General features: G+C 71.1%; 13 protein-coding genes. 2 read left to right on the forward strand and 11 right to left on the reverse strand.

Features of this window, described 5'->3' with window-relative positions:
* Positions 1-43: 43 nt before the first annotated feature.
* The 11 genes from ABD978_RS32930 to ABD978_RS32980 all read right to left on the reverse strand — a co-directional run bounded on the left by ABD978_RS32930 (position 44) and on the right by ABD978_RS32980 (position 20,120).
* Positions 44-3,985 carry a family 78 glycoside hydrolase catalytic domain gene (locus tag ABD978_RS32930; protein WP_345363477.1) on the reverse strand — a complete coding sequence of 1,314 codons (3,942 nt, stop codon included), beginning with the start codon at positions 3,983-3,985 and terminating at the stop codon, positions 44-46.
* Between the two features lie 25 nt (positions 3,986-4,010).
* Complete coding sequence (locus tag ABD978_RS32935) at positions 4,011-6,080, reverse strand: family 43 glycosylhydrolase (protein ID WP_345363478.1); 2,070 nt, start codon at positions 6,078-6,080, stop codon at positions 4,011-4,013.
* 41 nt (positions 6,081-6,121) lie between these two features.
* Positions 6,122-7,534, reverse strand: coding sequence for an L-fucose/L-arabinose isomerase family protein (locus ABD978_RS32940; RefSeq protein ID WP_345363480.1), 1,413 nt, complete (start codon positions 7,532-7,534; stop codon positions 6,122-6,124).
* A 105-nt stretch (positions 7,535-7,639) separates the two neighbouring features.
* Entirely contained in the window at positions 7,640-11,380 is a 3,741-nt protein-coding gene (locus tag ABD978_RS32945) for a glycosyl hydrolase (RefSeq protein ID WP_345363482.1), read from the reverse strand.
* Between the two features lie 411 nt (positions 11,381-11,791).
* Positions 11,792-13,867 carry a bifunctional aldolase/short-chain dehydrogenase gene (locus ABD978_RS32950; protein ID WP_345363484.1) on the reverse strand — a complete coding sequence of 692 codons (2,076 nt, stop codon included), beginning with the start codon at positions 13,865-13,867 and terminating at the stop codon, positions 11,792-11,794.
* 1 nt (position 13,868) lies between these two features.
* A complete protein-coding gene (gene rhaI, locus ABD978_RS32955) occupies positions 13,869-15,032 on the reverse strand; it encodes an L-rhamnose isomerase (RefSeq protein WP_345363486.1) in 1,164 nt (387 codons plus the stop codon).
* Positions 15,033-15,051: 19 nt separating this feature from the next.
* Positions 15,052-15,369, reverse strand: a complete 318-nt coding sequence (locus ABD978_RS32960) for an L-rhamnose mutarotase (RefSeq protein ID WP_345363488.1) — start codon at positions 15,367-15,369, stop codon at positions 15,052-15,054.
* A 56-nt stretch (positions 15,370-15,425) separates the two neighbouring features.
* Positions 15,426-16,496 carry a rhamnose ABC transporter substrate-binding protein gene (rhaS, locus tag ABD978_RS32965; protein ID WP_345363490.1) on the reverse strand — a complete coding sequence of 357 codons (1,071 nt, stop codon included), beginning with the start codon at positions 16,494-16,496 and terminating at the stop codon, positions 15,426-15,428.
* Between the two features lie 59 nt (positions 16,497-16,555).
* Positions 16,556-17,599: an ABC transporter permease gene (locus ABD978_RS32970; RefSeq protein ID WP_345363491.1), complete on the reverse strand. Its 1,044-nt coding sequence runs from the start codon at positions 17,597-17,599 to the stop codon at positions 16,556-16,558.
* A complete protein-coding gene (locus tag ABD978_RS32975) occupies positions 17,589-18,608 on the reverse strand; it encodes an ABC transporter permease (RefSeq protein ID WP_345363493.1) in 1,020 nt (339 codons plus the stop codon). The genes ABD978_RS32970 and ABD978_RS32975 overlap by 11 nt, the downstream gene beginning before the upstream one ends.
* Positions 18,609-20,120, reverse strand: coding sequence for a sugar ABC transporter ATP-binding protein (locus ABD978_RS32980; RefSeq protein WP_345363495.1), 1,512 nt, complete (start codon positions 20,118-20,120; stop codon positions 18,609-18,611). It abuts the gene before it with no gap.
* A gap of 329 nt (positions 20,121-20,449) precedes the next feature.
* On the opposite strand from ABD978_RS32980, the gene ABD978_RS32985 reads away from it, so the two are divergent.
* A complete protein-coding gene (locus ABD978_RS32985) occupies positions 20,450-21,448 on the forward strand; it encodes a LacI family DNA-binding transcriptional regulator (protein WP_345363497.1) in 999 nt (332 codons plus the stop codon).
* Position 21,449: 1 nt separating this feature from the next.
* Positions 21,450-22,178: a (Fe-S)-binding protein gene (locus ABD978_RS32990; RefSeq protein ID WP_345363499.1), complete on the forward strand. Its 729-nt coding sequence runs from the start codon at positions 21,450-21,452 to the stop codon at positions 22,176-22,178.
* The last annotated feature ends 3 nt before the right edge of the window (positions 22,179-22,181 follow it).

Consider the following 22,181-nt stretch of genomic DNA (forward strand, 5'->3'; position numbering starts at 1 on the left):
CGGTGAATCCTTCGGTGAAGCAGGGGTTGTGCTGAGCTGCCGGTCAGGAGGTGTAACCCTCGAGTTCGATCACCCGGCTGTAGTTGTGGTCGCCTGAGTCGTGGACGACGACGCGCAGCGCCGACGCCTGGACGGGGTCGAAGGTCCGCTCGACGGTGCCCGCGGTGTTGCCGCTGACCGTCGCGACCGCGCGCCAGGTGTCCCCCGTGCGCACCTCGATGTCGAAGTCCCGGATCCCGGACTTGGCCGCCGGGGACTTGGCGCTGTTCAGGGTGAGGACGCGGACCCGTCCGAGGGTGACCGGGGCGTTCCACGTCGCGGTCAGCGTGTCGGGGAACCCGCCCGCGGTGTCGTCGTTCCAGCCGCCGACGCCGTTCAGCCAGACCTCCGAGTCGGTGCCTCCGTCGTTCGCCCAGGCGGGGTCGGAGCCGCTGTGGGTGCTGGAGGCCGACATGGTCGCGGCGCGGACGAGGTTCGAGGTGACCGCGACCGGCGCGGACGCGCCGTCGTCACCCGCCTTCAGCGTGACGGTCCCCGACGAGACGCCCGTGTCGGTCTGCTTCAGCGCGACCGGGACCTGGGCGGAGCCGTGCGCCGGGACGCGCACCGGGCCGCCGGACACCGACGCCGTGAAGCCGGCCGAGACGGACACGCTCGGGCGCACGGTCACCGCGCGGTCCTCCAGGTTGGTGACCCGGAACCGCGTGGCCGTGGACTGACCGGGCAGGACGGGCACGTTCACGCCGAACGGCGGCTCGACCGCGAGCTGCTGCCGGTCCTGGGCGACGGAGGAGGCGGTCACGGCGGTGAAGGACCACCGCCCGGAGCCGACCTCGTAGACGCCGTAGCCGTTCTGCGTGCCGACCCACTTCGCGCCGGCGGTGGCGGTCACGTGGTTCCCGCCGAGCAGCGGGACCTCGACGCGCGCCGGGGCGCCCGGTGGCACGGTCACGTCCAGGTGCAGCGTGCCGCCCTCGCGGCGCCAGGAGCTGGCGACCTGGCCGCGCGGCGTCTCGTACGTCCCGCTCGCGCCGGTTAGGTCGCCGACCACGGCCGGGCGGATCACCAGGTCGGTGAAGCCGGCGCCGCCGTCGGCCTGCCGGATCCCGGCCAGGCCCGCGTTGAACCACTCGTCGATCGCGCCGAGCATGAAGTGGTCCTGGGAGCCGTAGCCGGTCGGGCCGTCCCAGTACTCGGTGAGCGTGGTCGCGCCGTGCACCACCTGGTAGCCGTAGCTCGGCGCGGTGACCTGCTGGGCGACCTTCAGCAGCACGTCGTCGCGGCCGGCCGCGGACAGCACCCGGAACACCGCGGGCAGGGAGATCTCTCCGACGGTCAGGTGGTAGCCCTTGGCCTCGATGGACGTGACGAGGTGGTCGGTGACGGCCTGCCGCTGGTCGGCGGGCACGACGCCCATGTCCAGGGCGAACGCGTCACTGGCCTGGCTGCCCGAGCCGTACATGCCGTCCTTGAGGTACTTCGCGTTGAACGCCGCGGCGATCTTCCCGGCCGCGGTGTCGTAGCGGGAGGGGTCCTCGCCGAGGAGCCGGGCGATCCTGCCGAGGGCGACGGCGTCCCGGTAGTAGCCGTAGCTCGCGGCGATGCCGACCGGCGTGGAGGAGTCCGTGCCGGCCCAGTCGCCGTAGCCGTAGTCGAGCAGGTTTCCGCTGGTCTTCGACGTCAGGTAGTCGAAGTACCGGCCCATTGCCGGGAAGTAGGTCCGCAGCGTGCCGGCGTCGCCGTAGGACTGGTAGTGCTGCCAGGCGGACATGATGATCGCGCTGCCCCAGTTCGGGTCGTCGCGGGCCGATCCGCTGAAGACGACGTACTCCGGGGCGATGTCGGGCACGTGCCCGTCGGGCAGCTGAGCCTCGGCGACGTTCCGCAGGAAGTCGCGGTAGTAGGCCTCGACGTCGAAGTCACGCGCGACGGACCCCTGGACCAGGTGGGTCTGCTCGAGCCAGCCGAGCTTCTCCCGGTCCGGGCAGTCGGTGAGGATGCTGAACGTGTTGCCGGCGATCGACGCCTGCGTGATCTTGTGGATGTCGTTCAGCAGCAGGTCCGAGCTGTCGAACGTGCCGGCCGTCGCGTTGTCGGCGCGCAGCACGATCGCCTCGGCGTCGCGGGCGGCGGGTGCCGACGGCAGGCCGGTGACCTGGAGGTACCGGAACCCGTGGTAGACGAAGCGCGGGTGCCAGGTCTCCTCGCCGCCGCCCGCGAGGGTGTAGTGGTCCTCGACCGGCGGCTGCCGGTTCCCGCCCGCGATCATCGTGCCCTGGTCGACGAGACCGTCATCGCCGAGCCGCTCCCCCGGCTTGATCGTGAGGGTGGTCCCGCGCGGTCCGCTGACGTGCAGCACGGGCCAGCCCGAGACGTTGGCGCCCAGGTCGAAGACGTACGTCCCGGACTCGGGGTGGGTGATCCGGACGGTGTGCTCGCGCCCGACCGGAACGATCGGCGGGGACGTGCGCGCCGCGACGGCGATGCCCGGGTCGGCGGTCTCGGCGGCGGGCTTCCAGCCGGAGAGGTCCGCGCCGGGCCGGTCCCAGCCGGCCTGCTCACGCCGCGCGTCCTCGTCCTCGCCGCCGTACCACTGCGAGAACGTCGTCGGTCCCAGGTCGGTGCGCCAGGACGCGTCGGTGGCGATCCGCTCGGTGGTGCCGTCCTTCAGCGTCACCTCGAGCTGGGCGAGCAGCCGTGGCGCGCCCTGCGCGCCGACGTACTTGGTGTACCGGTCGGCGGTCGGCGCGACGTTGTAGGTGCCGTTGCCGAGGCGTACGCCGATCGCGTTGCCGCCCTTGCGCAGCAGCCCGGTCACGTCGTAGGTGGAGTAGACGACGCGCTTGCGGTAGTCGGTGTTCGGCGGCTCCAGCACCGCGTCGCTGACCGGCCGGCCGTTGATGGTGGCGTCGTAGAGGCCGAGCGCGGTGATGTAGAGCCGGGCCGCGCGGACGTCCTTGCCCAGGTCGAACTGCCGGGCGAGGATCGGCAGCGGCGGGAAGTCGGTGTGGTACGCCGGCGGCGGCTCCTGGCCGGTGACCGTCGCGACGGTGCGCAGGTTCGCGTCGTTCCCGGTCTGCACGGTGAAGTCGACGGGGAAGTTCGGCGTCTTCGCGTCGGCGGTCATCGTGTCCGTGCGCGGGTACAGCACGACCTGGTCGAAGTGCCGGGTCTGCCCCAGGTCGAGCTGCAGCCAGATGTCGTGACCCGGGTCCTGGGACTTGTAGGCGTTGCTGGTGTAGCCGAACGGCGCCTGCTCGGTGCTGAGCGACCCGTCGGTCAGGAACTCCGGCTCCCACTTGCCGGGGTAGCTGCGCACGTCCGAGCCCGTGACGGCCGCGCCCTTGGCCAGGTCGACGTCCGGGTTCGCCGAGTCGGCGACGACGATCTCGGCGAGCTGCAGCCGGGACAGCAGCGAACCGCTCTCGACGATCGGCAGCCCCAGCTTGGTCACGTCCACTCGGACGTACCGGGCGTCCTGCGCGGGCACCTTGACCGTGACCGGCGTCGGCTTGCGGTCGACCCACCGGTCGTCCCCGACCCACTTGGCCGACCAGTCCGTCTTGGCGAGCAGGCCCATCTCCCACCAGGCCGGGCGGCTCCACGACGACGCGTGGCCCGCGCCGTCCCAGACGCGCACGCGCCACCAGACCCGCCGGCGCGCCTTCAACGCCGCACCCTCGTAGACGGCGCTCACGGCCGCGGAGGCGACCTTGCCGGAGTCCCACAGGTCGGGGTGGTCCAGCCGGTCCGGCGCGGAGGCGGCCTGCACCTGGTACGCGGCCTGGGCCTCGTTCCGTCCGGTCGCCGTGGGCTTCCAGCTCAGCGTCGGCGTCGTGTCGTCGATGCCCAGCGCCGTGTCGAGCGCGTCGGTGCGCAGCCCGGCGACGCCGAGCGGCTCGGTGTCCGCGTGCGCGGGCAGGCCCGGTGTCAGGGCCGCCAGGGCCAGCGCGACCGCGGTCGCGCAAGCCGGGATGAACCTCATGTGCACTCCTCGTCTCCTGGCGATGTCAGCGCTCGACGGACGTCTGGAACTTCAGGTCACGCGCGGGCTCAGCGGTGAAGCCCGCGCCGCCGTCGGTGCTGATGGCGGAGGTACCGCCGGGATAGGGGTTCTGGTCGTTGAACGCGACGCCATAGCAGCCGGTGGTCGTCGACGAGCCGAGGCGCACGGCGTACTCGGCACCGCGCCGTACCCGGATGCCGGGTCGCACGGTCAGATTCCGGGCGGACCAGCCGATCGTGCTCGCCGGCACGGACGCCGACCACACCGTCCTGCCGGTGCCCCGGTCGACGATCTCCACGTCGAGGGGGTCCGACGGTGGGGTCCGCAGCACCCGCCCGGTCTCCGTGCCGTCCTTGAAGACGGTCACGGCGAGCGAGGCAAGCCGGCCCGTGCGGCCGGCCGTGAAGTCCTGCTCGCGTCGCGTCGTACCGGCGATGTCGCAGGTGGCGCGGAATCCGGTCACACCGCTGGTCTGGTCGAGGGCCCGGATGGGCCGCTGGTGGCCGGGGTGTCCCGGGTCGAGGTGGACCCGGGAGTTCGCACAGGTCAGCGGCTGAATGGCGCCGTCCGAGCCGAACGAGAGCGGTTGCCAGTAGTAGTTGGCCAGCGCCTCGTTGGTGTGGAAGTCCCACAGGTCGCTGAAGTAGAGGTACGTCGGCGCGCCGTGCCGGGAGGGCAGCGTCGCGACCTGGGCGGGCTGGCCGCCGCAGGAGTCATCGGTGAACTTGACGCCGCTGGTCGGGACCACCCACTTGGCGAAGTCCCCGGAGAAGTCGTCGGACAGGAGCGTCCGGCCGTCCGCGGCGGTGACCGTGACGTTGTCGAACCGGGCGGACTCCAGGTTGGCGCCGTTCCACTCGCGGAAGCCGACCTTGCCGGTGGCGTACGTGGCGTCGGTGTAAGCGTCCACCTGGACGCCGTCGATCGACGTGGTGAGCGTCGCGCCCGCCGCCGTGACCGCGACGTGGTGCCACTCCCCCGCGACGATCGGCTTGTCCAGCTTCACGACGTGGCTCGCCGTGGTGGCCCCGGCCCGGCGCAGCACGCTCAGCTGTCCGTTCTTCGCCGGCCCGGAACCGGTCAGCAGGAACAGGTAGCCGTGGTCGTCCTGGTTCATCCGCACCGAGAACCCGGCCTGGGCCGATGTGCCCGAGGTCGTGGGCAGCGGCGCGACGTCGAAGGAGAAGGTGTAGTCGCGCCAGTCCTCGCCCTGCTGGGACAGCCCGTACAGCCCGCCGCTCGCGGTCAGCGCGCCGTCCTCGGCCGTCCACGCGTCCCGACCGCGCCACGGGCCGAGTGGGCTCTTCGCGGTCAGGTAGGAGGTGCCGGTGCCGGTGCAGTACCCGCAGTTCGGGTCCGACATCGTCAGGTAGTACGTGCCGTTCCGTTTGAAGATCGACGGTGCCTCCACGCGGGTGACTCCGGTGATGTCGTACGGCCCGGCCGCGCGCAGGTAGTCGGCGGTGAGCTGGATGACCGCGATGTGCCAGCCGGCGTTGCTGCAGGTGAGATAGGCCGTCCCGTCATCGTCGACGAACACGGCGAGGTCGGCGGTGCAGTGCGTCTGGTCCGGCAGGTCGGGGACGGGCTGCTCGGTGAAGGGCCCGGTCGGCGTCCGGCTCGTGTAGACCCGGAACTTGTCGGCGGCGCCCTGGTCGTTGACCCACATGACGTACCTGCGGGTCGCCTTGTCGTAGACGACGTGCGGGCGGAAGCAGTACTGGCACGAGCGGGGAGGCGCGACGAGACCGCGGTCGGTCCAGTGCGCCAGGTCGGGCGACGAGTAGACCTTGAAACCGCAGAACGTGTCGTTGTTCTGCCACTGGTAGCCGCAGTCGTAGGCGGTGCCGTACAGGTAGTACGTGCCGCCGAAGCGCTCGATCGCTCCGTCGTGCGCGTCCACCGCGTTGCCGTCGGTGTCGAACCGGATCACCTGGTTCCCGGCCGCGTCGAAGTTGACCAGGTTCGTGTCGACCGCGGCCCGGGCGGGCGCCGTGACGACGAGCAGCCCGCCCAGCGCCATGGTCAGCGCCAGTAGGAAGCGGATTCCGCGCATGCCGAAGAAACTCGCCATACCGTCTCCTGTGCGTGAGTCCCCCGACCCGAAAAGAACCGTCAGGCGCCTACGTGGATCAGTTCCACCTCCATGAGGTCCGCGAGGGCGCGCAGGTCGGCGAGCCGGTGGCCGGTGCCGAGGGCCCAGTGGTGGGAGATGCCGGTGGCGCTCCAGGCGTCGGTCCACTCCCCCGGGTCGCAGCCGAAGTCGACGCGCGAGGTGGTGTTGCCGATCTGCAGCAGTGGCCCGTCCACGACCTCGCCCTCGGAGACCACGAACGCGAACCGGCCGTCGCGGCCCTGGCGGAGGCCGAACGCCGTCACGGGGCCGTGCTTCACGTCGAACTCGACGGACACGCCCCAGCCGCGCTTGCCGTGGTAGACGCCGAGGCCGCGCAGCAGCGGCTTCGCGTCGCTGATGGCCAGGTGCGCCGGGCCGTCGTGGCCCATCTCGACGTGGCCGCGCTCGAAGTCCAGCGCCTGGAGCTCGGTGAAGGAGCCGCCCGCGCCGAGCCGGTCCATGATGAGCATCGCGAGGGACGTGCGCAGCTCGTACTCGCCGGCGGCCGGGACGCCGCGCGCGGTCAGCAGCGACGCGCCGAGGATCACGCCCGCGCCGAGGCGTTCGTGGACCTCGCCGTCCAGGCCCCGGTGGTAGTAGGCGAGGCTGTCGAGCTCGAAGTCCGCGACGAGCCGGTCGAGACCGACCGCGACGCGCGCGGCCCAGGAGAAGTCCTCGTCGTTGACCGAGTCGGCCAGCTCGAAGATCTCCGCGGCCTCCTTCTTCTTGGCCTCCGCCTCGGCGTCGGTGACCTTCTCGACGCGGACCCGCAGGTCGTCGAACTCCAGGACCTCCATGTGGCCGCCGAAGTTCGCCGGCACGAGGGTCAGGTCGGTGGAGACGTCGAGCATCCCCGGGTAGAGGTGGCCCATGAGGCCGTGCCGGCCCCGGCGCAGCGCCGCCCGTACGCCCGCCGCGCGCACCCAGCGGCCGATCTTCGCCCAGGCCCGCTCGTCCTCGACGTACCCCGACACCGAGCGGAACGGGATGCCGCAGCGCAGGAACGCGTTGGCCATCTCCGGCAGCGGGCAGGCGCCGCAGTAGGCCAGCCACTGACCCGTGTCGAAGGTCGCGTGGTCCATCGACTCGGTCGGCTGCAGGTTGATCAGCAGCACGGGGGCGCCGCTGCGCTGGGCGATCGGCACCAGCATGGTCGCGGTCATGTACGTCGTGAGGAACCCGACGATGAGGTCGCAGTCCGCCACGCGCAGCTTCTCGGCCGCCGCCGCACCCTCCTGGGCGTCGGAGATGAAGCCCACGTCGACGACGTCGGCGCCGAGTTCGCCCATCCGTTCCGACACGCGCTCGGCGGATCGCCGCAGTTGCGGCAGCAGGTCGGGGAACTGCGGCCAGTAGGCTCCGAGCCCTCCGGCGACCAGCCCGACGCGCACGCGTCCGTTGTTCGCGGTCATCTCATCCCTTCCATCGTGTGTCGTCCGGCGGTGCCGGTGGTCGGCCGGTACCGCACGGCCCGCCGACGCGGCGGGCCGTGCGTCATCCCCGACTCCGCGCCGGCCTCACGGCTGCACCGTGAGCTCGCTCATCTGCACGTTCGCGGTGACGGAGTCCCAGCTCTTGGTGATGTTGAGTCTCAGGTAGCGGGCGTTCGCCGAGGCGAAGGTCGTCGTTCCGCCCGCCTTCGGGGTGTCGGTGGCACTGGCCACCGTGCGCCAGGTCCGGCCGTCCGAGGACACCTGGACGTCGTAGTCGCGCGGCCCGTAGTTGGACCGGCCGCCGACGGTGACGGAGCCGATGTCGATGGCCGCGCCGAAGTCGAGTCCGTACCGCACCGGGTGGTCCGTGGTGGGGCCCTGCCCGGCGGCCCGGCCCCACGACACCCAGAACGTGCCGGCTGATCCGTCCACCGCGAGGGGGGCCGGATAGCGGTCCTGGCTCGCATCCGCGATCACGCGCGGGAACGGCGCGCCGCCCGGGTTGAGGGCCAGGTCGTCGGAATGCCGCAGGGTCACCGTCGTCGTGGCGGTCAGCCCGGCGTCACTCCGCGCCGTCACGGTCAGGGTGCTCGCTCCGGTCGCGACACCGGAGTCGCGCAGGTCGACGGGCACCGTCGCCGAGCCGCCGGCCGGGATCGTGATCCGCTCCTTCTCCGGCTGCGCGGTGATTCCCGAGGCGGCCGACGCGCTGAGCGTCACCCCGACCGGTTTGCCGGAGCTGTTGCCGACCACCACGGTGGCGCGGTTGTACCCGCCCTTCGCCAGCGGCAGCGACGTCTCCAGCGCCGAGGCGGTCAGCAGGGGCCCGGTGCCGGCGTACGGCGTGAGGGTGAGCGGCCCGAACAGCCCGTAGTCCATCGGCGTCCGCGACGACGCGCCCGTGTTCGGCGCGACGCGGACCGCGTTGAGCAGTGTCGACGCGACCCGGACGATGATCGTGTTCTGACCCGTGCGCAGGTACTTGCCGACCTCCACATGGCGCAGGTCGGCCTGGTCGAGCGGCGGCAGGTCGTGCCCGTTGACGTTCACGGCCACGGTGTCCACCGGGGTGCCGAGATCGAGACTCGCGCCGCTGACCCCCTTCCACTCGTCGCCCAAGGTGACGTGTGTCGTATAGGTGCCCGTCCCGGACACGTCCTTCAGGTTCACGGCGTAGCCGTTGTCGAGTGTGATCGCCGACCAGGCCGGCAGCCTGCCGTCCGATCCGGCCTTGAGCGTGACCGACCCGAGCTTCTTGTGGGCGGTGTCGCCCGGCAGGTCGGAGGCGCCGGGTTCCCAGCTCTCCACCGAGAGCGACCAGTCGCCCAGCGCCACCGGCTTCGGCGTGCCGGCCGTCGTGCTCGTCGTGCTCGCCGTGCCGGACCGCCCCGGCGCGCCGTTGAAGGTGCCGTCGTGCCGTGGCGTGACCGCGATGATCTCGGCGTTGTTGCCGTTGAGCTGCACGGGAACGGTGATCTTGCCGTGGCCGGACGTGTAGTTCGTGATCGGGGTGATCTCACCGGTCCAGGTGTTCAGCCTGTACGGCACGCCATCGCCGGTGAGGGTGAGCGTCTGCGCGGTCGCGGTGTTCGTCTGGTTGTAGAGGTAGTAGTAGTCGGTGGAGCCCGCGTGCCTGCGCACGTCGAGGATCGCGCCGGAGTCGTCCTGCGGCGTGAGGGCGGGCGTCACCTTCAGGCCCTTCAACGCGGTCGGCACGTCCGCTTCGCTCGCCACCCGCACGACGCCGCGCTGCTTGACCAGCTGGGCCACCAGGGACTTCAGCCGCGCGTCCTGGGCCGCCGCGTCGTGGGCTCCGGGGGTGCTGCTCGGCAGGTCACCGACGATGACGACGGGCAGTCCTCGCTGCGCCAGCTGGAGCAGCTTCTGCGCGGTGTCGACCGGCATGGTCGTCTGGTCGTTCAGCAGCACCGCGTGGTACGCCGAACTGTCGCCGAACAGGGTGCCGTCGCCGTAGGAGGCGTCCTTGCGCCGGAGCTGGGCCGGGCTGAGGTACTCGTAGGTGTACCCGGCCGCCGCCAGCGCCGACGAGCTCGAAATCTGCTTGTTCGAGCCGCTTCCCGTGGTCCCCGTGCCGTTCATGCCGAAGTCCTGCCAGTACACGGCCAGGTCGAAGCGCGGCTTGCCCTGTCTGAGCACGAGCTGCATACGGGCCACGCTGTCGTTGATCGCACGGTAGTCGGCCCAGTTCGGGCCGCCCTTGGCGCCGAACGCCTCGGAGTAGGAGGTGTTGCCGCCGTAGGTCATGCCGGGCCACACCTCCTGTGCGCCGGCGCCCTGCGGGCCCCTGGTCAGGTAGGGGAAGCCGTGCCAGACGACCTGGTTCACCCCGCCGGCGAAGCCGCGGTACACGGCCTGCAGGTTCGAGGTGTCCGAACCCGCCCCGGCGGTCGATCCCCAGACCGAGCCGGAGAACGCGCAGCACTCATCCGACACCACGGGCTGCCCGGAGAGGTGCGCTCCCGTGGCGACGACCCGGTAGTCCTGCACGTTGCTGTAGGCGCCGACCGACTGCCCGAACGCGAGGGACTCGCCTTCGGGGACGTCGATGTGCGAGGCGGCGTCTGAGATGTCCACCGGTATGCCGTACGGCTGGATGCGGGTGCCCATGTGGTGCTGGTGGGCCCACGCACGCAGGACGTCGAGCCGGTTCGCGATGTACAGGTCGCTGAGGGTCTGCCGGTAGTCGGTGCGTACGCGGGCGCCGAGGCCGTCACCGAAGTCGAAGAACGGTTTGCTGGTGATGCCCTGGTCGCCCGCGCCGGCCAGCGCCGGGAGAACGTCGACCGGGGAGTATCCGCGCAGCTTCTGCCACTGCGCGACCATGTCGGGCGTCCACTTCTGCGTGGTGCCGAGTTCGAGGGAGTCCTCGAACAGTTCGCTGGTGCCCATCTGGGCGAGCAGCTTCCGCACGTCCGAGGTGAGGATGTTCTTGTCGTAGAAGTCCGTGGTCGCCGTGGCACCGGCCTTGCCGAAGGTGTCCAGGGCGTAGTTGGTGCCGGTGGCGGTGTAGCCGGACAGGGACTGGCCGGTGGGCGCCTGGTAGAAGGCGATCAGCGCGTACGTGCTGTTCGCGTCGCCCGGGACGTCGACCGACAGCTCGCCCTGCGCGTCCACCTTCGAGGTCACGTCGATGACGCTGGAGCGGTCGAGCAGCCGCGGGGCGCTGGTGGAGCGGTCGCAGTTCGCGTCGGCGCACTTGGCGAGGAGCGCCGCGATGAGGGTCTTCTTGGCCCCCGCGGGCGGCGAGACGTCGAGGTTGGTCGGCAGCGGCCCCGACCTGCTGGTGCCGCCGTGGCGGAACTCGTAGGAGAAGACGATCTGCTGCTGCGCGGCGGCGTCGTTGACGTCGTTGACCGTGGGGACGGTCGCGGGCCAGCGGGGGCCGATCGTGAGGTCGAGGCTGAGCCCGTTCGCCTTGGCCGCCGCCAGCATCGTCCGGGTCTTCTGCGCCCACAGCGGGGTGCCCCAGCCGTACTTCTCCAGGAACGGGATGGTGTTGTTGCCCGTGCCCTCGACGTTGAACGGGGCGACCTCGGCGCCGCCGCCGCCCACCTTCTTGATCTGACCGAGCTCGTCGGCCAGTTCGCCGTCCTCGGTGTAGGCCAGCGGCTGCCACCAGCGGTACTTGGGCCGGACCGAGGCCGGGGGGTCGGCGAAGGTGGCGCGGGTCAGGGCCGGGACGGCCGCCGCGGACACCGGCGCGCCCGCCGCGGTTCCCGTCGGGGTCACCGCGACGACGACCGCGGACAGGGCGAGGAGGATCGCCGTCGGCGCCCCCGCGAACCGACCGGACGCACGTCTCATGGCAGGAGATCCCTCATGTCGTGGACGCCGTGACGTCCGGTGGTTCCTCATCGATGTCCTTCCTGTCGGTGCGACGGGTTCGCCGATCCGGAAGACGTGGACCGGTGGTGGTCCGAGTTGGGGCGGCGGGCCCGCGGTGGCCGGTTCCGCGGGCCCGCCGCCGGTCTGTCAGCCGTGGCCGTCGACGTGCCGGCGGTCGTCGATCTCGCTGAGGTCGGTCGCGCGCGGCGGTCGTCGCGGACGGCGCGTTGGAGGGTGGAGACGGCATGCGATGAGAGCACGGCCGTGTGCGGCGGCGCACAGCGGCGTGGAACGGAATTCGGGCGGAGGTGGGGGCTCAGGGAGTGACGTTCGGGACGGGCGGGTGGTGTGCGGGGCGGCTGGTGGCGGTGCCGCCCCGCACCCGATCCGTCAGCGGAGGAAGGCGGCGGCCACCCCCGCGTCCACGGGCACGTGCAGACCCGTGGTGTGGGTCAGGTCCCCGCCGGTGAGGGCGAAGACCGCGTTCGCGACGTGCTCCGGCAGCACCTCGCGCTTGAGCAGCGTGCGCTGGGCGTAGTACTCGCCGAGCTTCTCCTCCGGCACCCCGTAGACGGCCGCGCGCTTGGCGCCCCAGCCGCCGGCGAAGATGCCGGAGCCGCGCACCACGCCGTCGGGGTTGATCCCGTTGACGCGGACGCCGTGCTCGCCGAGCTCGGCGGCCAGCAAGCGCACCTGGTGCGCCTGGTCGGCCTTTGCCGCGCTGTAGGCGATGTTGTTCGGCCCGGCGAAGATGGAGTTCTTCGAGGCGACGTAGACGATGTCGCCGCCCATGGCCTGCTCGATCATCACGCGGGCGGCCTCGCGCGAGACGAGGAACGAGCCGCGCGCCATGACGTCGTGCTGCAGGTCCCAGTCCGCGACCGTCGTGTCGAGCAGCGGCTTGGACAGCGACAGCCCGGCGTTGTTGACGACCAGGTCGACGCCGCCGAAGGCCAGCACCGCGTCGCGCAGCGCGGCGGCGATCCCCTCCTCGTCGGTGACGTCCACGGCCACCGCGACCGCGACGTCCGAGGCCCGCAGCGCGGAGGCGCCCAGCACGGGAGGTCGGTCGGGGTCGGTTGGTTGGGTGATACTCGCGGCGACCTTCTCGGCCGCGGCGGCGTCCCGGTCGGCGACGACGACGCACGCGCCCTCGGCGGCCAGCCGGTGCGCGGTGGCCGCGCCGATGCCGGAGCCGCCGCCGGTCACGAACGCGACGCGGGTGGCGAGGGGCTTCGGCTTCGGCATGCGCCGGAGCTTGGCCTCCTCCAGCTCCCAGTACTCGATGCGGAACTTCTCCGACTCGGCGATCGGGGCGTAGGTGGACAGCGCCTCGGCGCCGCGCATCACGTTGATCGCGTTGACGTAGAACTCGCCGGCGACCCGGGCGGTCTGCTTGTCCTTGCCGAAGCTGAACATGCCGACGCCGGGGACCAGCACGATCGCCGGGTCCGCGCCGCGCATCGCCGGGGAGTCCTCGGTGGCGTACCGCTCGTAGTAGGCGCGGTACTCCTCCCGGTACGCCTCGTGCAGCTCGCGCAGCCGGGCCTTGACGTCCTCCAGCGGAGCGGTCGGCGGCAGGTCGAGGACGAGCGGCCGGACCTTGGTGCGCAGGAAGTGGTCGGGGCAGGAGGTGCCGAGGGCGGCGAGCCGCGGGTGCTCGGCCCGCGCCACGAAGTCCAGGACCTCCGGCGAGTCCGTGTAGTGCCCGACCTGCGGCCGGTCCGTCGAGGCGAGCCCCCGGATCAGCGGGAACAGCGCGGCGGCGCGCTCGTGCCGCTCGGCCTCCGGCAGCGTGCCGTGGATCACCGCGCCGAACGGGTCGGGCCGGCCGTGCTCGGCGATGTACGCCTCGGCGGTGCGGATGATGTCGAGGGAGTTGGCCTGGCACTCCTCGCTCGTGGCGCCCCACGCGGTGACGCCGTGGCCGCCGAGGACGCAGCCGATGGCCCGCGGGTTGTCCTTCTTGATCGCCGCGATGTCGAGGCCGAGCTGGAAGCCCGGCCGCCGCCACGGCACCCACACGACCCGGTCGCCGAAGATCCGGCGGGTCAGCTCCTCGCCGTCGGCGGCGGTCGCGATCGCGATCCCGGAGTCCGGGTGCAGGTGGTCGACGTGCGCGGCGTCGACCAGGCCGTGCATGGCCGTGTCGATCGACGGCGCGGCGCCGCCCTTGCCGTGCAGGCAGAAGTCGAACGCGGCGACCATCTCGTCCTCGCGCTCGACGCCCGGGTAGACGTTCACCAGGGCGCGCAGCCGGTCCAGGCGCAGCACCGCCAGGCCCGGCTCCTTCAGCGTGCCCAGGTCGCCGCCCGAGCCCTTCACCCACATCAGCTCGACGTCACCGCCGGTCACCGGGTCCGGCTGCACGCCCTTCGCGGACGCGTTGCCGCCCGCGTAGTTCGTGTTGCGCGGGTCGCCGCCCAGCTCGTGGCAGCGTTTCAGCAGGTCGTCGACGATGCCCAACTCAAGCCCCCCAACCGGCCGCCTGGCCGTCCTTGCGTTCGTCGCGGATCTTCTCGAAGTAGCCGGACCGGGCGTAGGCCGCCATCGGGTCCGGGTCCAGGCCCATCTCCTCGCGCAGTTCGGCGAGCAGCGGCCGGACGTCGGTGTTGTAGGCGTCCATGAACACGGCGTTGGCGCCGAGCACGTCGCCGGCCTGCTGCGCCTCGCGCAGCGCCTCGACGTCGACCAGCAGGGCCTTGGCCGTGGCCTCCTGCACGTTCAGCACCGAGCGGATCTGGCCGGGGATCTTCGGCTCGATGTTGTGGCACTGGTCGAGCATGAACGCGATCTCGTCGGTGAATCCGCCGCCCTGGATCACCTCGTGCATGATCCGGAAAAGCTGGAACGGGTCGGCGGCGCCCACCATCAGGTCGTCGTCGGCGTAGAAGCGGGAGTTGAAGTCGAAGCCGCCGAGCTTCCCCTCGCGCAGCAGGAACGCCACGATGAACTCGATGTTCGTGCCGGGCGCGTGGTGCCCGGTGTCGACGACCACCTGGGCCTTCGGGCCGAGCTTGAGGCAGTGCGCGTACGACGTGCCCCAGTCCGGCAGGTCGGTGGTGTAGAAGGCCGGCTCGAACAGCTTGTACTCCAGCAGGAACCGCTGGTCGTCGCCGAGCCGCTCGTACACCGCGGCCAGGGCCTCGGCGAGGCGGTCCTGCCGGGCGCGGATGTCGTCCTGGCCGGGGTAGTTGGTGCCGTCGGAGAACCACAGCTTCAGGTCGCGCGAGCCCGTCTCGTCCATGATGTCGACGCACTCGAGCAGGTGCTTCAGCGCCTTCGCCCGCACCTTCGGGTCCGGGTTGGTGACGCTGCCCAGCATGTAGTCGTCGTCCTGGAAGACGTTCGTGTTGATCGCGCCGACCGTGACGCCGCGCTCACGGGCGTGCTCGGCCAGCGCGCCGTAGTCGTCCACCTTGTCCCAGGGGATGTGCAGCGCGACGGTCGGCGCGACGCCGGTGTGGCGGTGCACCTGCGCCGCGTCGTCGATCTTCTCCTGCGGCGTGCGCGGCACGCCCTGCTGGGCGAACACCTTGAAGCGGGTGCCGGAGTTGCCGTACGCCCACGACGGCGTCTCGATGCGCTGTGCGCGCAGTGCCGCCTTCACCTGGGTCCTGTCGGTTGTCATTGTTCGTGATCCCCGATCGTCAGTCGAGATGGAAGACTTCGGCGAGCGGCACCATGCCCTCGTCGGGGCGCCCGTCGAGGTCCTCGAAGAACGGCGCCATGTCCGCCTGCCAGCGGGCGTTCACCTCGGTGTTCTCCATGGCCGCGCGCGCCGCGTCGAAGTCGTCGGTCTCGAGGTAGCCGACGAGCAGCCCGTCGTCGCGCAGGAAGAGGCTGTAGTTACGCCAGCCGGCCGCGCGCAGGGCGGTGAGCATGTCCGGCCACACCGCCTCGTGCCGTTCGCGGTACTCCTCCAGCCGGTCCGGTCTGACCTTCAGCAGGAAACAGACGCGCCGCACGGGGGCTCCTCCCGAGAGGGGGCGGGGCCGCGTCCGGCGGCCCCGCCACCGATCGCCTAGAAGTTGTAGTTGTCGATGTTGGACTTGTCGAAGACGGTCGGCGGGCCGAGGATGACCTCGCCGTCCTTGCCGATCGTGCGCTCGCCGAGCTTGCCGGCCTTGAACTTCTCACCCTCCGCGCCGGTGATCTGGCCGGAGGCGAGGGCCGCGGCGGCGTACGACGCGAGGTAGCCCAGGTTCTTCGGGTCCCACAGCTCGAACTTGGCGACCGTGCCGTCCTTGACGAACTTGCGCATCTGGTTCGGCGTGCCGAGGCCGGAGACCGCGACCTTGCCCTTGTACTTCGAGCCGTCGATGTAGCGGGCCGCGGCGGCGATGCCGACCGTGGTCGGGGCGATGATGCCCTTCAGGTCCGGGTACGCCTGCAGCAGACCCTGCGTCTGCTGGAAGGACTTCTGGTCGTCGTCGTCGCCGTAGGCGACCTTGACGAGCTGGATGCCGGAGTACTCCGGCTTCTTCAGCTCGTCCTTCATGAACTCGATCCAGGTGTTCTGGTTGGTGGCGTTGGCGGTCGCCGACAGGATCGCGATCTTGCCCTTGCCGCCGATCAGCTCGGACATGAGCTTGATCTCGCTACGGCCGATCTCCTCGGAGCTGGCCTGGTTGATGAAGACGTCGCGGCAGTCCTTGGAAGCGTCGGAGTCGTACGACACCACCTTGATCTTGCGGGACATCGCCTGCTTGAGCGGGCCGCAGACGGCGTTCGGGTCGTTGGCCGCGATGAGGATCGAGTCCATCCGCTGCTGGATCAGCGTGTTGATGTAGGAGATCTGCGAGGACGCCGACGCGTCGGACGGGCCGACCTCCTTGGCGGTGCCGCCGAACTCCTTGGCCCCGTCGATGCCCGCGTTGTCGACGATCGTCTCGTACGGGTTGTTCACCTGCTTGGGAAGGAAGGCGAGCTTGAGGCCCTTCTTCAGGGGCGCGTTCGGGTTCGCCTTCGCGCCGCTGGTCGCGGCGCTCTTGGCGTCGTCGCCGGAGGAGTTCTTCGTCGTACCGCCGCAGGCGGCGGCGCCGACGGCGAGGGCGGCGGCGATGGCCACGGCCGCCAGGGGGCGCTTGGACATGGGGGATTCCTTTTCGTCGTTCGCTGGGGAGAAGGAGAGGTACGGAGTGCCGCGGGGCTCTAGGACGAGACGGACGGGGTGGTGCCGCGGTGATGTCGTCGCGACTCGCGTACGGCGGCCGCGATCCGCGGCGTGAGCACGGAGACGATGAGGAGGAGGCCGGTGACGATCGACTGGATCTCGGTCGCGACGTCACGGAGCATGAGCAGGTTGCGGAGCAGGCCGATGAGCAGTACGCCGGCGACCACGCCGCCGAGCGTGCCCTTGCCGCCGTCGAAGTCGACCCCGCCGAGCAGCACCGAGGCGATGACGGCGAGCTCCAGGCCGAGGCCGTTGTCGGCACGGGCGCTGCCGTACCGGAGCGTGTAGACCGCGCCGGCGAACGCCGACACGACCCCGGACACCACGAACAGCAGCAGCTTGATGCGCTTGACCCGGATCCCGGCGAAGAACGCCGCCTCCTCCTGGGCGCCGATCGCGAACAGCGCGCGGCCCAGGCCGGTGGCGTGCAGGACGACCGCGGTCACGATGGCGAGCAGGATGAACAGCGCGAAGGGGAACGGGATCGGGGTGCCCGGCACCGTCTTGGTCGCCATGTCGGTGTAGTTCTGCGGGAACTGCGCGACGGCCTTGGTGCCCAGCACGACGTAGGCGAGCCCCCGGTAGAGGGTCATCGTGCCGATGGTGACGGCCAGCGAGGGCAGTCCGAGCCGGGTCACGAGGAGCCCGTTGATCAGCCCGGCGACCACGCCGACCACCAGGAGGAAGGGGATGATCATTTCGATCGCCCAGCCGGCGTCCCACAGCGCGCCGAACAGGGCGCTGCACAGGCCGAGCACCGACGCGACGGACAGGTCCACCTCGGCGGCCACGACCAGCAGGGTCATCGGCAGCGCGATCAGCGCGATCTCGCTGAGGTCGCCCAGCGCGAAGGACAGGTTGTCGCTCGTGGCGAAGTCGGAGGTGCCGAACGCGCCGCCGAGGAACACGACGATCAGCAGGGCGGTGACGATGACGTCCCAGCGAACGAACCGGGTCAGCGGGCGGGGGGCCTCGGCGCGCGGTGGCACGGCGGGGGCCTTCGCGGGGGCTTCAGGCGCCATGGCGGGCGTTCCTCCTTCGCAGCGCGCGGGTGACGCGCAGGCTGAGCAGGCGGTCCACGCTGATCGCGAGGAGCAGCAGCAGACCGGCGATGGCGTCCTGCCAGAAGGAGTTCACCTTCAGCACCACCAGGACGCTGCCGATGGTCGTGAGCAGGAGCGCGCCGAGTGCGGCGCCGTACACGCTGCCGAGGCCGCCGACGATCGCCACGCCGCCGACCACGACGGCGGAGACGACCTTCAGCTCCCAGCCGTGCGCGGCGTCGGCCACGACGGTGCCGAAGCGGGCCAGCCACAGCACCCCGGCCAGCCCGGCGAGGACGCCGCTGACGACGTAGGCGGTGAGGACGCGCTTGCGGATCGCGATGCCGGCGAGCCGGGCGGCGTCCGGGTTCGAGCCGATGGCGTAGAACTCCCGGCCCGACGGGTAGGCCCGCAGGTAGTACCCGACCGCGACCATCACGACCACGGTGATGAGCGGCAGGTAGGGAATGCCGAGCACGCTGCCGTTGCCGAGGTCGAGCAGTGACGAGGGCACGTCGGCGGCGTTGATCTGCTGGCCGTGCGCCCAGTAGTAGTCCAGGCCCTGAATGACGTACAGCGTGCCGAGCGTCACCACCAGCGCCGGGACCTTGAAGAAGCTGACCAGCACGCCGTTGACGAGGCCGCAGACCGCGCCGATCAGCATGCCGACGACGAGCACCAGCAGGACGTTGCGGTCGTGCCCGGCGACGAACTTCCCGGACGCGAAGGCCACCAGCCCGACCACCGACCCGACCGACAGGTCGATGTTGCGGGTGACCACGACCATCGTCTGGCCGACGGCCAGCAGCGCCAGGATCGAGGCGTTGAGGAAGATGTCCTTGACGCCCTGCGTCGACAGGAACGATGAGTTCACCGCCGTCGTCACGGCGACGAGGACGATCAGCGCCGCGAGGATGCTCAGCTCCCGCGCGCGCAGGACGGTGTCGACGAACCGGCGCCCGCCGGTGTCGGCGGTGATCGCTGCCATTTACGCGGCCTCCTGTCGCGTACGGCCGGTCGCGGCGGCCATGACGGTCTCCTCGGTGGCCTCTTCCCGGGGGATCTCGGCGGTGAGCCGGCCCTCGTGCATGACCAGCACCCGGTCGGCCATGCCGAGCACCTCCGGCAGGTCCGAGGAGATCATCAGGACCGCGAGGCCCTCGCCGGCCAGCTCGGACAGCAGCCGGTGCACCTCGGCCTTGGTACCGACGTCGATGCCGCGAGTGGGCTCATCGATGATCAGCACCGAGGGCTCGGTGGACAGCCACTTGGCGAGGACCACCTTCTGCTGGTTGCCGCCGGACAGCACGCCGACGACGTCGCTGAGGCGGGCGTACTTCAGCTGCAGCCGGATCGCCCAGTCGGCCGCCCGGTCGCGTTCGGCCTTCCGGGAGATGACCGGGCCGCGGCGCAGGGAGCGCAGCTGGGTGAGGCCGATGTTGCGCTCGATCGTGCCGTCCATGACAAGGCCCTGCTGACGCCTGTCCTCGGGCACCAGGGCGAGCCCGGCCGACATCGCGGTGGTCGGGCTGCCGCCCGCCAGCCGCACCTTGCCGACCTCGACGGCCCCGGCGTCGAAGCGGTCGATGCCGAAGATCGCGCGGGCGACCTCGCTGCGTCCCGCGCCGACCAGGCCGGCCAGCGCGACGATCTCGCCGGACCGCACCTCGAAGGACACGTCGGTGAAGACGCCCTCCCGGGTGAGCCGGGAGACCTTCAGCACCGTCTCGCCGATCGTGGTCTCCTGCTTGGGGTACAGCGTGTCGAGCTCCCGGCCGACCATCCGCTGGACGAGGTCGTCGGCGGTGAGCCCGTCGAGGGTCTCGGTGGAGATGTAGCGGCCGTCGCGCAGCGTCGTCACCCGGTGGCACAGCTCGAAGATCTCCTCCAGCCGGTGCGAGATGAACAGCAGCGCGCAGCCCTGGTCCTGAAGGGTGCGGGCGACGGTGAACAGGCGCGCGACCTCGTTGCCGGACAGCGCCGCCGTCGGCTCGTCCATGATGAGGACGCGGGCGTCCCGCGAGATCGCCTTGGCGATCTCCACGATCTGCTGGTCCGCGATGGACAGGCCGCGCGCGGGCCGGTCGGGGTCGAGGGCCACGCCCAGCCGGTCGAACAGCTTCGCCGTCTCGGCCCGGAGGGCGCGGCGGTCGATGCGGCGGAACCGGGAACGCGGCTGACGGCCCATGAAGATGTTCTCCGCGACCGACAGGTCGGGGAAGAGGGTGGGCTCCTGGTAGATCACGGCGACGCCGGCCTGCTGTGCGTCGCCGGGACCGTGAAACTCGACGGGGCGGCCGTCCAGCAGCACCTGGCCCTGGTCGGGGCGGTGCACGCCCGCCAGGGTCTTCACGAGAGTGGACTTGCCCGCACCGTTCTCGCCGGCGAGCGCGTGGATCTCTCCGCCCCATAGCTCCAGGGAGACGTCCTGCAGAGCCCGCACCGCGCCGAACGCCTTGCTGACGTCCTTCAGGGCGAGGATCGGAGGCGACTCGCTCATGCGCCCTCCTTCGTCGGAGGAGTGACCAGGCGCGCTGTGCTTTCGATTCGCTCGCTCCGCTCGCTCATGCTTCCTCCGTGTGAACGGAATAAAAACGTTTTAACGTGATTGACCGAGGACGCTAGGTCTGTGAGCCGGGACACGTCAAGAGTCAGTTTTCGGCCGAACCCGGCCTCGCGACACTGAAACGCAGCCTGACCTGCGGATATCTCGACGAGATAACGGCCGGGTCACCGCCGGGTCGCGCCAAACGTCTCGACTCGGACTGTTGACACGTTTTAATACTGACGTCACAGTGAACGCCATCACATCTGGGAAGAGGTACGGCGTTGGTCACCGTGGGGATCAAGGAGGTCGCGCAGCGCGCGGGCGTGTCGCCGGGCACGGTCTCGAACGTGCTGAACCGGCCGGAACGCGTCGCCGCGACGACGCGGGCCCGGGTCCAGCAGGCCATCCGTGAGCTGGGCTTCGTCCGCAACGGCTCGGCCGCGACGCTGCGGGCCGGGCAGAGCCGGGCCATCGGCCTGGTGGTGCTCGACGTGGGCAACCCCTTCTTCGTCGAGGTCGCGCGGGGCGTCGAGGACGTCGTCAGCGACCGGGACCACGCGGTGATCCTCTGCAACTCCGGCGAGTCTCCCGGGCGCGAGGCGCGCAACCTGCGGGTCCTGGCCGAGCAGCGGGTCCGCGGCGTCCTGATCACGCCCGCCGACGAGGACCTGTCACTCCTGGAGGACCTGCGCGAGCGCGGCGTCGCCGTCGTCCTGGTCGACCACCCCGCGACCGGGGACGTGTGCTCGGTGTCCGTGGACGACGTCGCCGGCGGGGACCTGGCGGTGACCCATCTACTGGACCGGGGCGCCGAGCGTCTCGCGTACGTCACCGGCCCGCTCGGCATCCGGCAGTGCACGGAGCGGCGCAAGGGCGCCCGGCGGGCGCTGCGCACGGCGGGGCGGCCCGCCCGCGCCCTGGAGGACGTGGTGGTCCCCGAGATGAACGCGAGCGGCGGCAGGCTCGCCGCCGAGAAGCTCCTGGCCGGCGGCCTCCCCGACGCGATCTTCTGCGCGAACGACCTGCTGGCGCTCGGTGTGCTGCGCGCGCTGTCCCAGGCGGGCGTACGGGTGCCGGACGACGTCGCCCTCATCGGCTACGACGACATCGAGTTCTCCTCCGCGGCGGCGGTGCCGCTCAGCTCCATCCGCCAGCCGACCTACCAGCTCGGCAAGATCGCCACCGAGCTCCTGCTCGAGGAGTGCGACGACCCCCGGGGCCACGCACACCAGCAGATCATGTTCCAGCCCGAGCTGGTCGTCCGCGAATCGAGCCGCTGACATGCGCATCGCCCTGTTCGTCACCTGTTTCAACGACACGCTCTACCCCGGAACCGGCAAGGCGGTCGTGACCCTGCTGGAGCGCCTGGGCCACGAGGTCGTCTTCCCCACGGCGCAGACGTGCTGCGGTCAGATGCACTACAACACCGGGTACGACCGGGAGTGCGGTCCGCTCGTCAAGGATTTCGTTAAAACGTTCCAATCGTTCGACGCGATCGTCGTCCCGTCGGCGTCCTGCGCGGGCATGATCAGGGAGAACCACCCGCGGGTGGCCCGGACGATCGGCGACGAGGGCCTGGCCAAGGAGGCCCGGTGGACCGGGGCGCGGGTCCACGAGCTGTCCGAACTGCTCGTCGACGTGCTCGGCGTCGAGGACGTCGGCGCGTACTTCCCGCACCGCGTCACCTACCACCCGACCTGTCACTCCCTGCGCGCCCTCGGCCTCGGGGACCGGCCGCTGCGCCTGCTGCGCGCCGTACGCGGCATCGACCTCGTCGAGCTCCCCGACGCGGCGGAGTGCTGCGGCTTCGGCGGCACCTTCGCGCTGAAGAACCCCGACGTGTCGGCCGCGATGGGCGCGGACAAGGTCTCCCGGATCCGGCAGACCGGCGCGGAGGTCGTCTGCGCGGCCGACAACTCCTGTCTCGCCCACATCGGCGGCCTGCTGTCCCGGCTGCGCACGGGCGTTCGGACCCTGCACCTGGCCGAGATCCTGGCGGCCACCGAGTGAACG

Source organism: Actinoallomurus liliacearum, assembly GCF_039542035.1.
Lineage (GTDB): Bacteria > Actinomycetota > Actinomycetes > Streptosporangiales > Streptosporangiaceae > Actinoallomurus > Actinoallomurus liliacearum.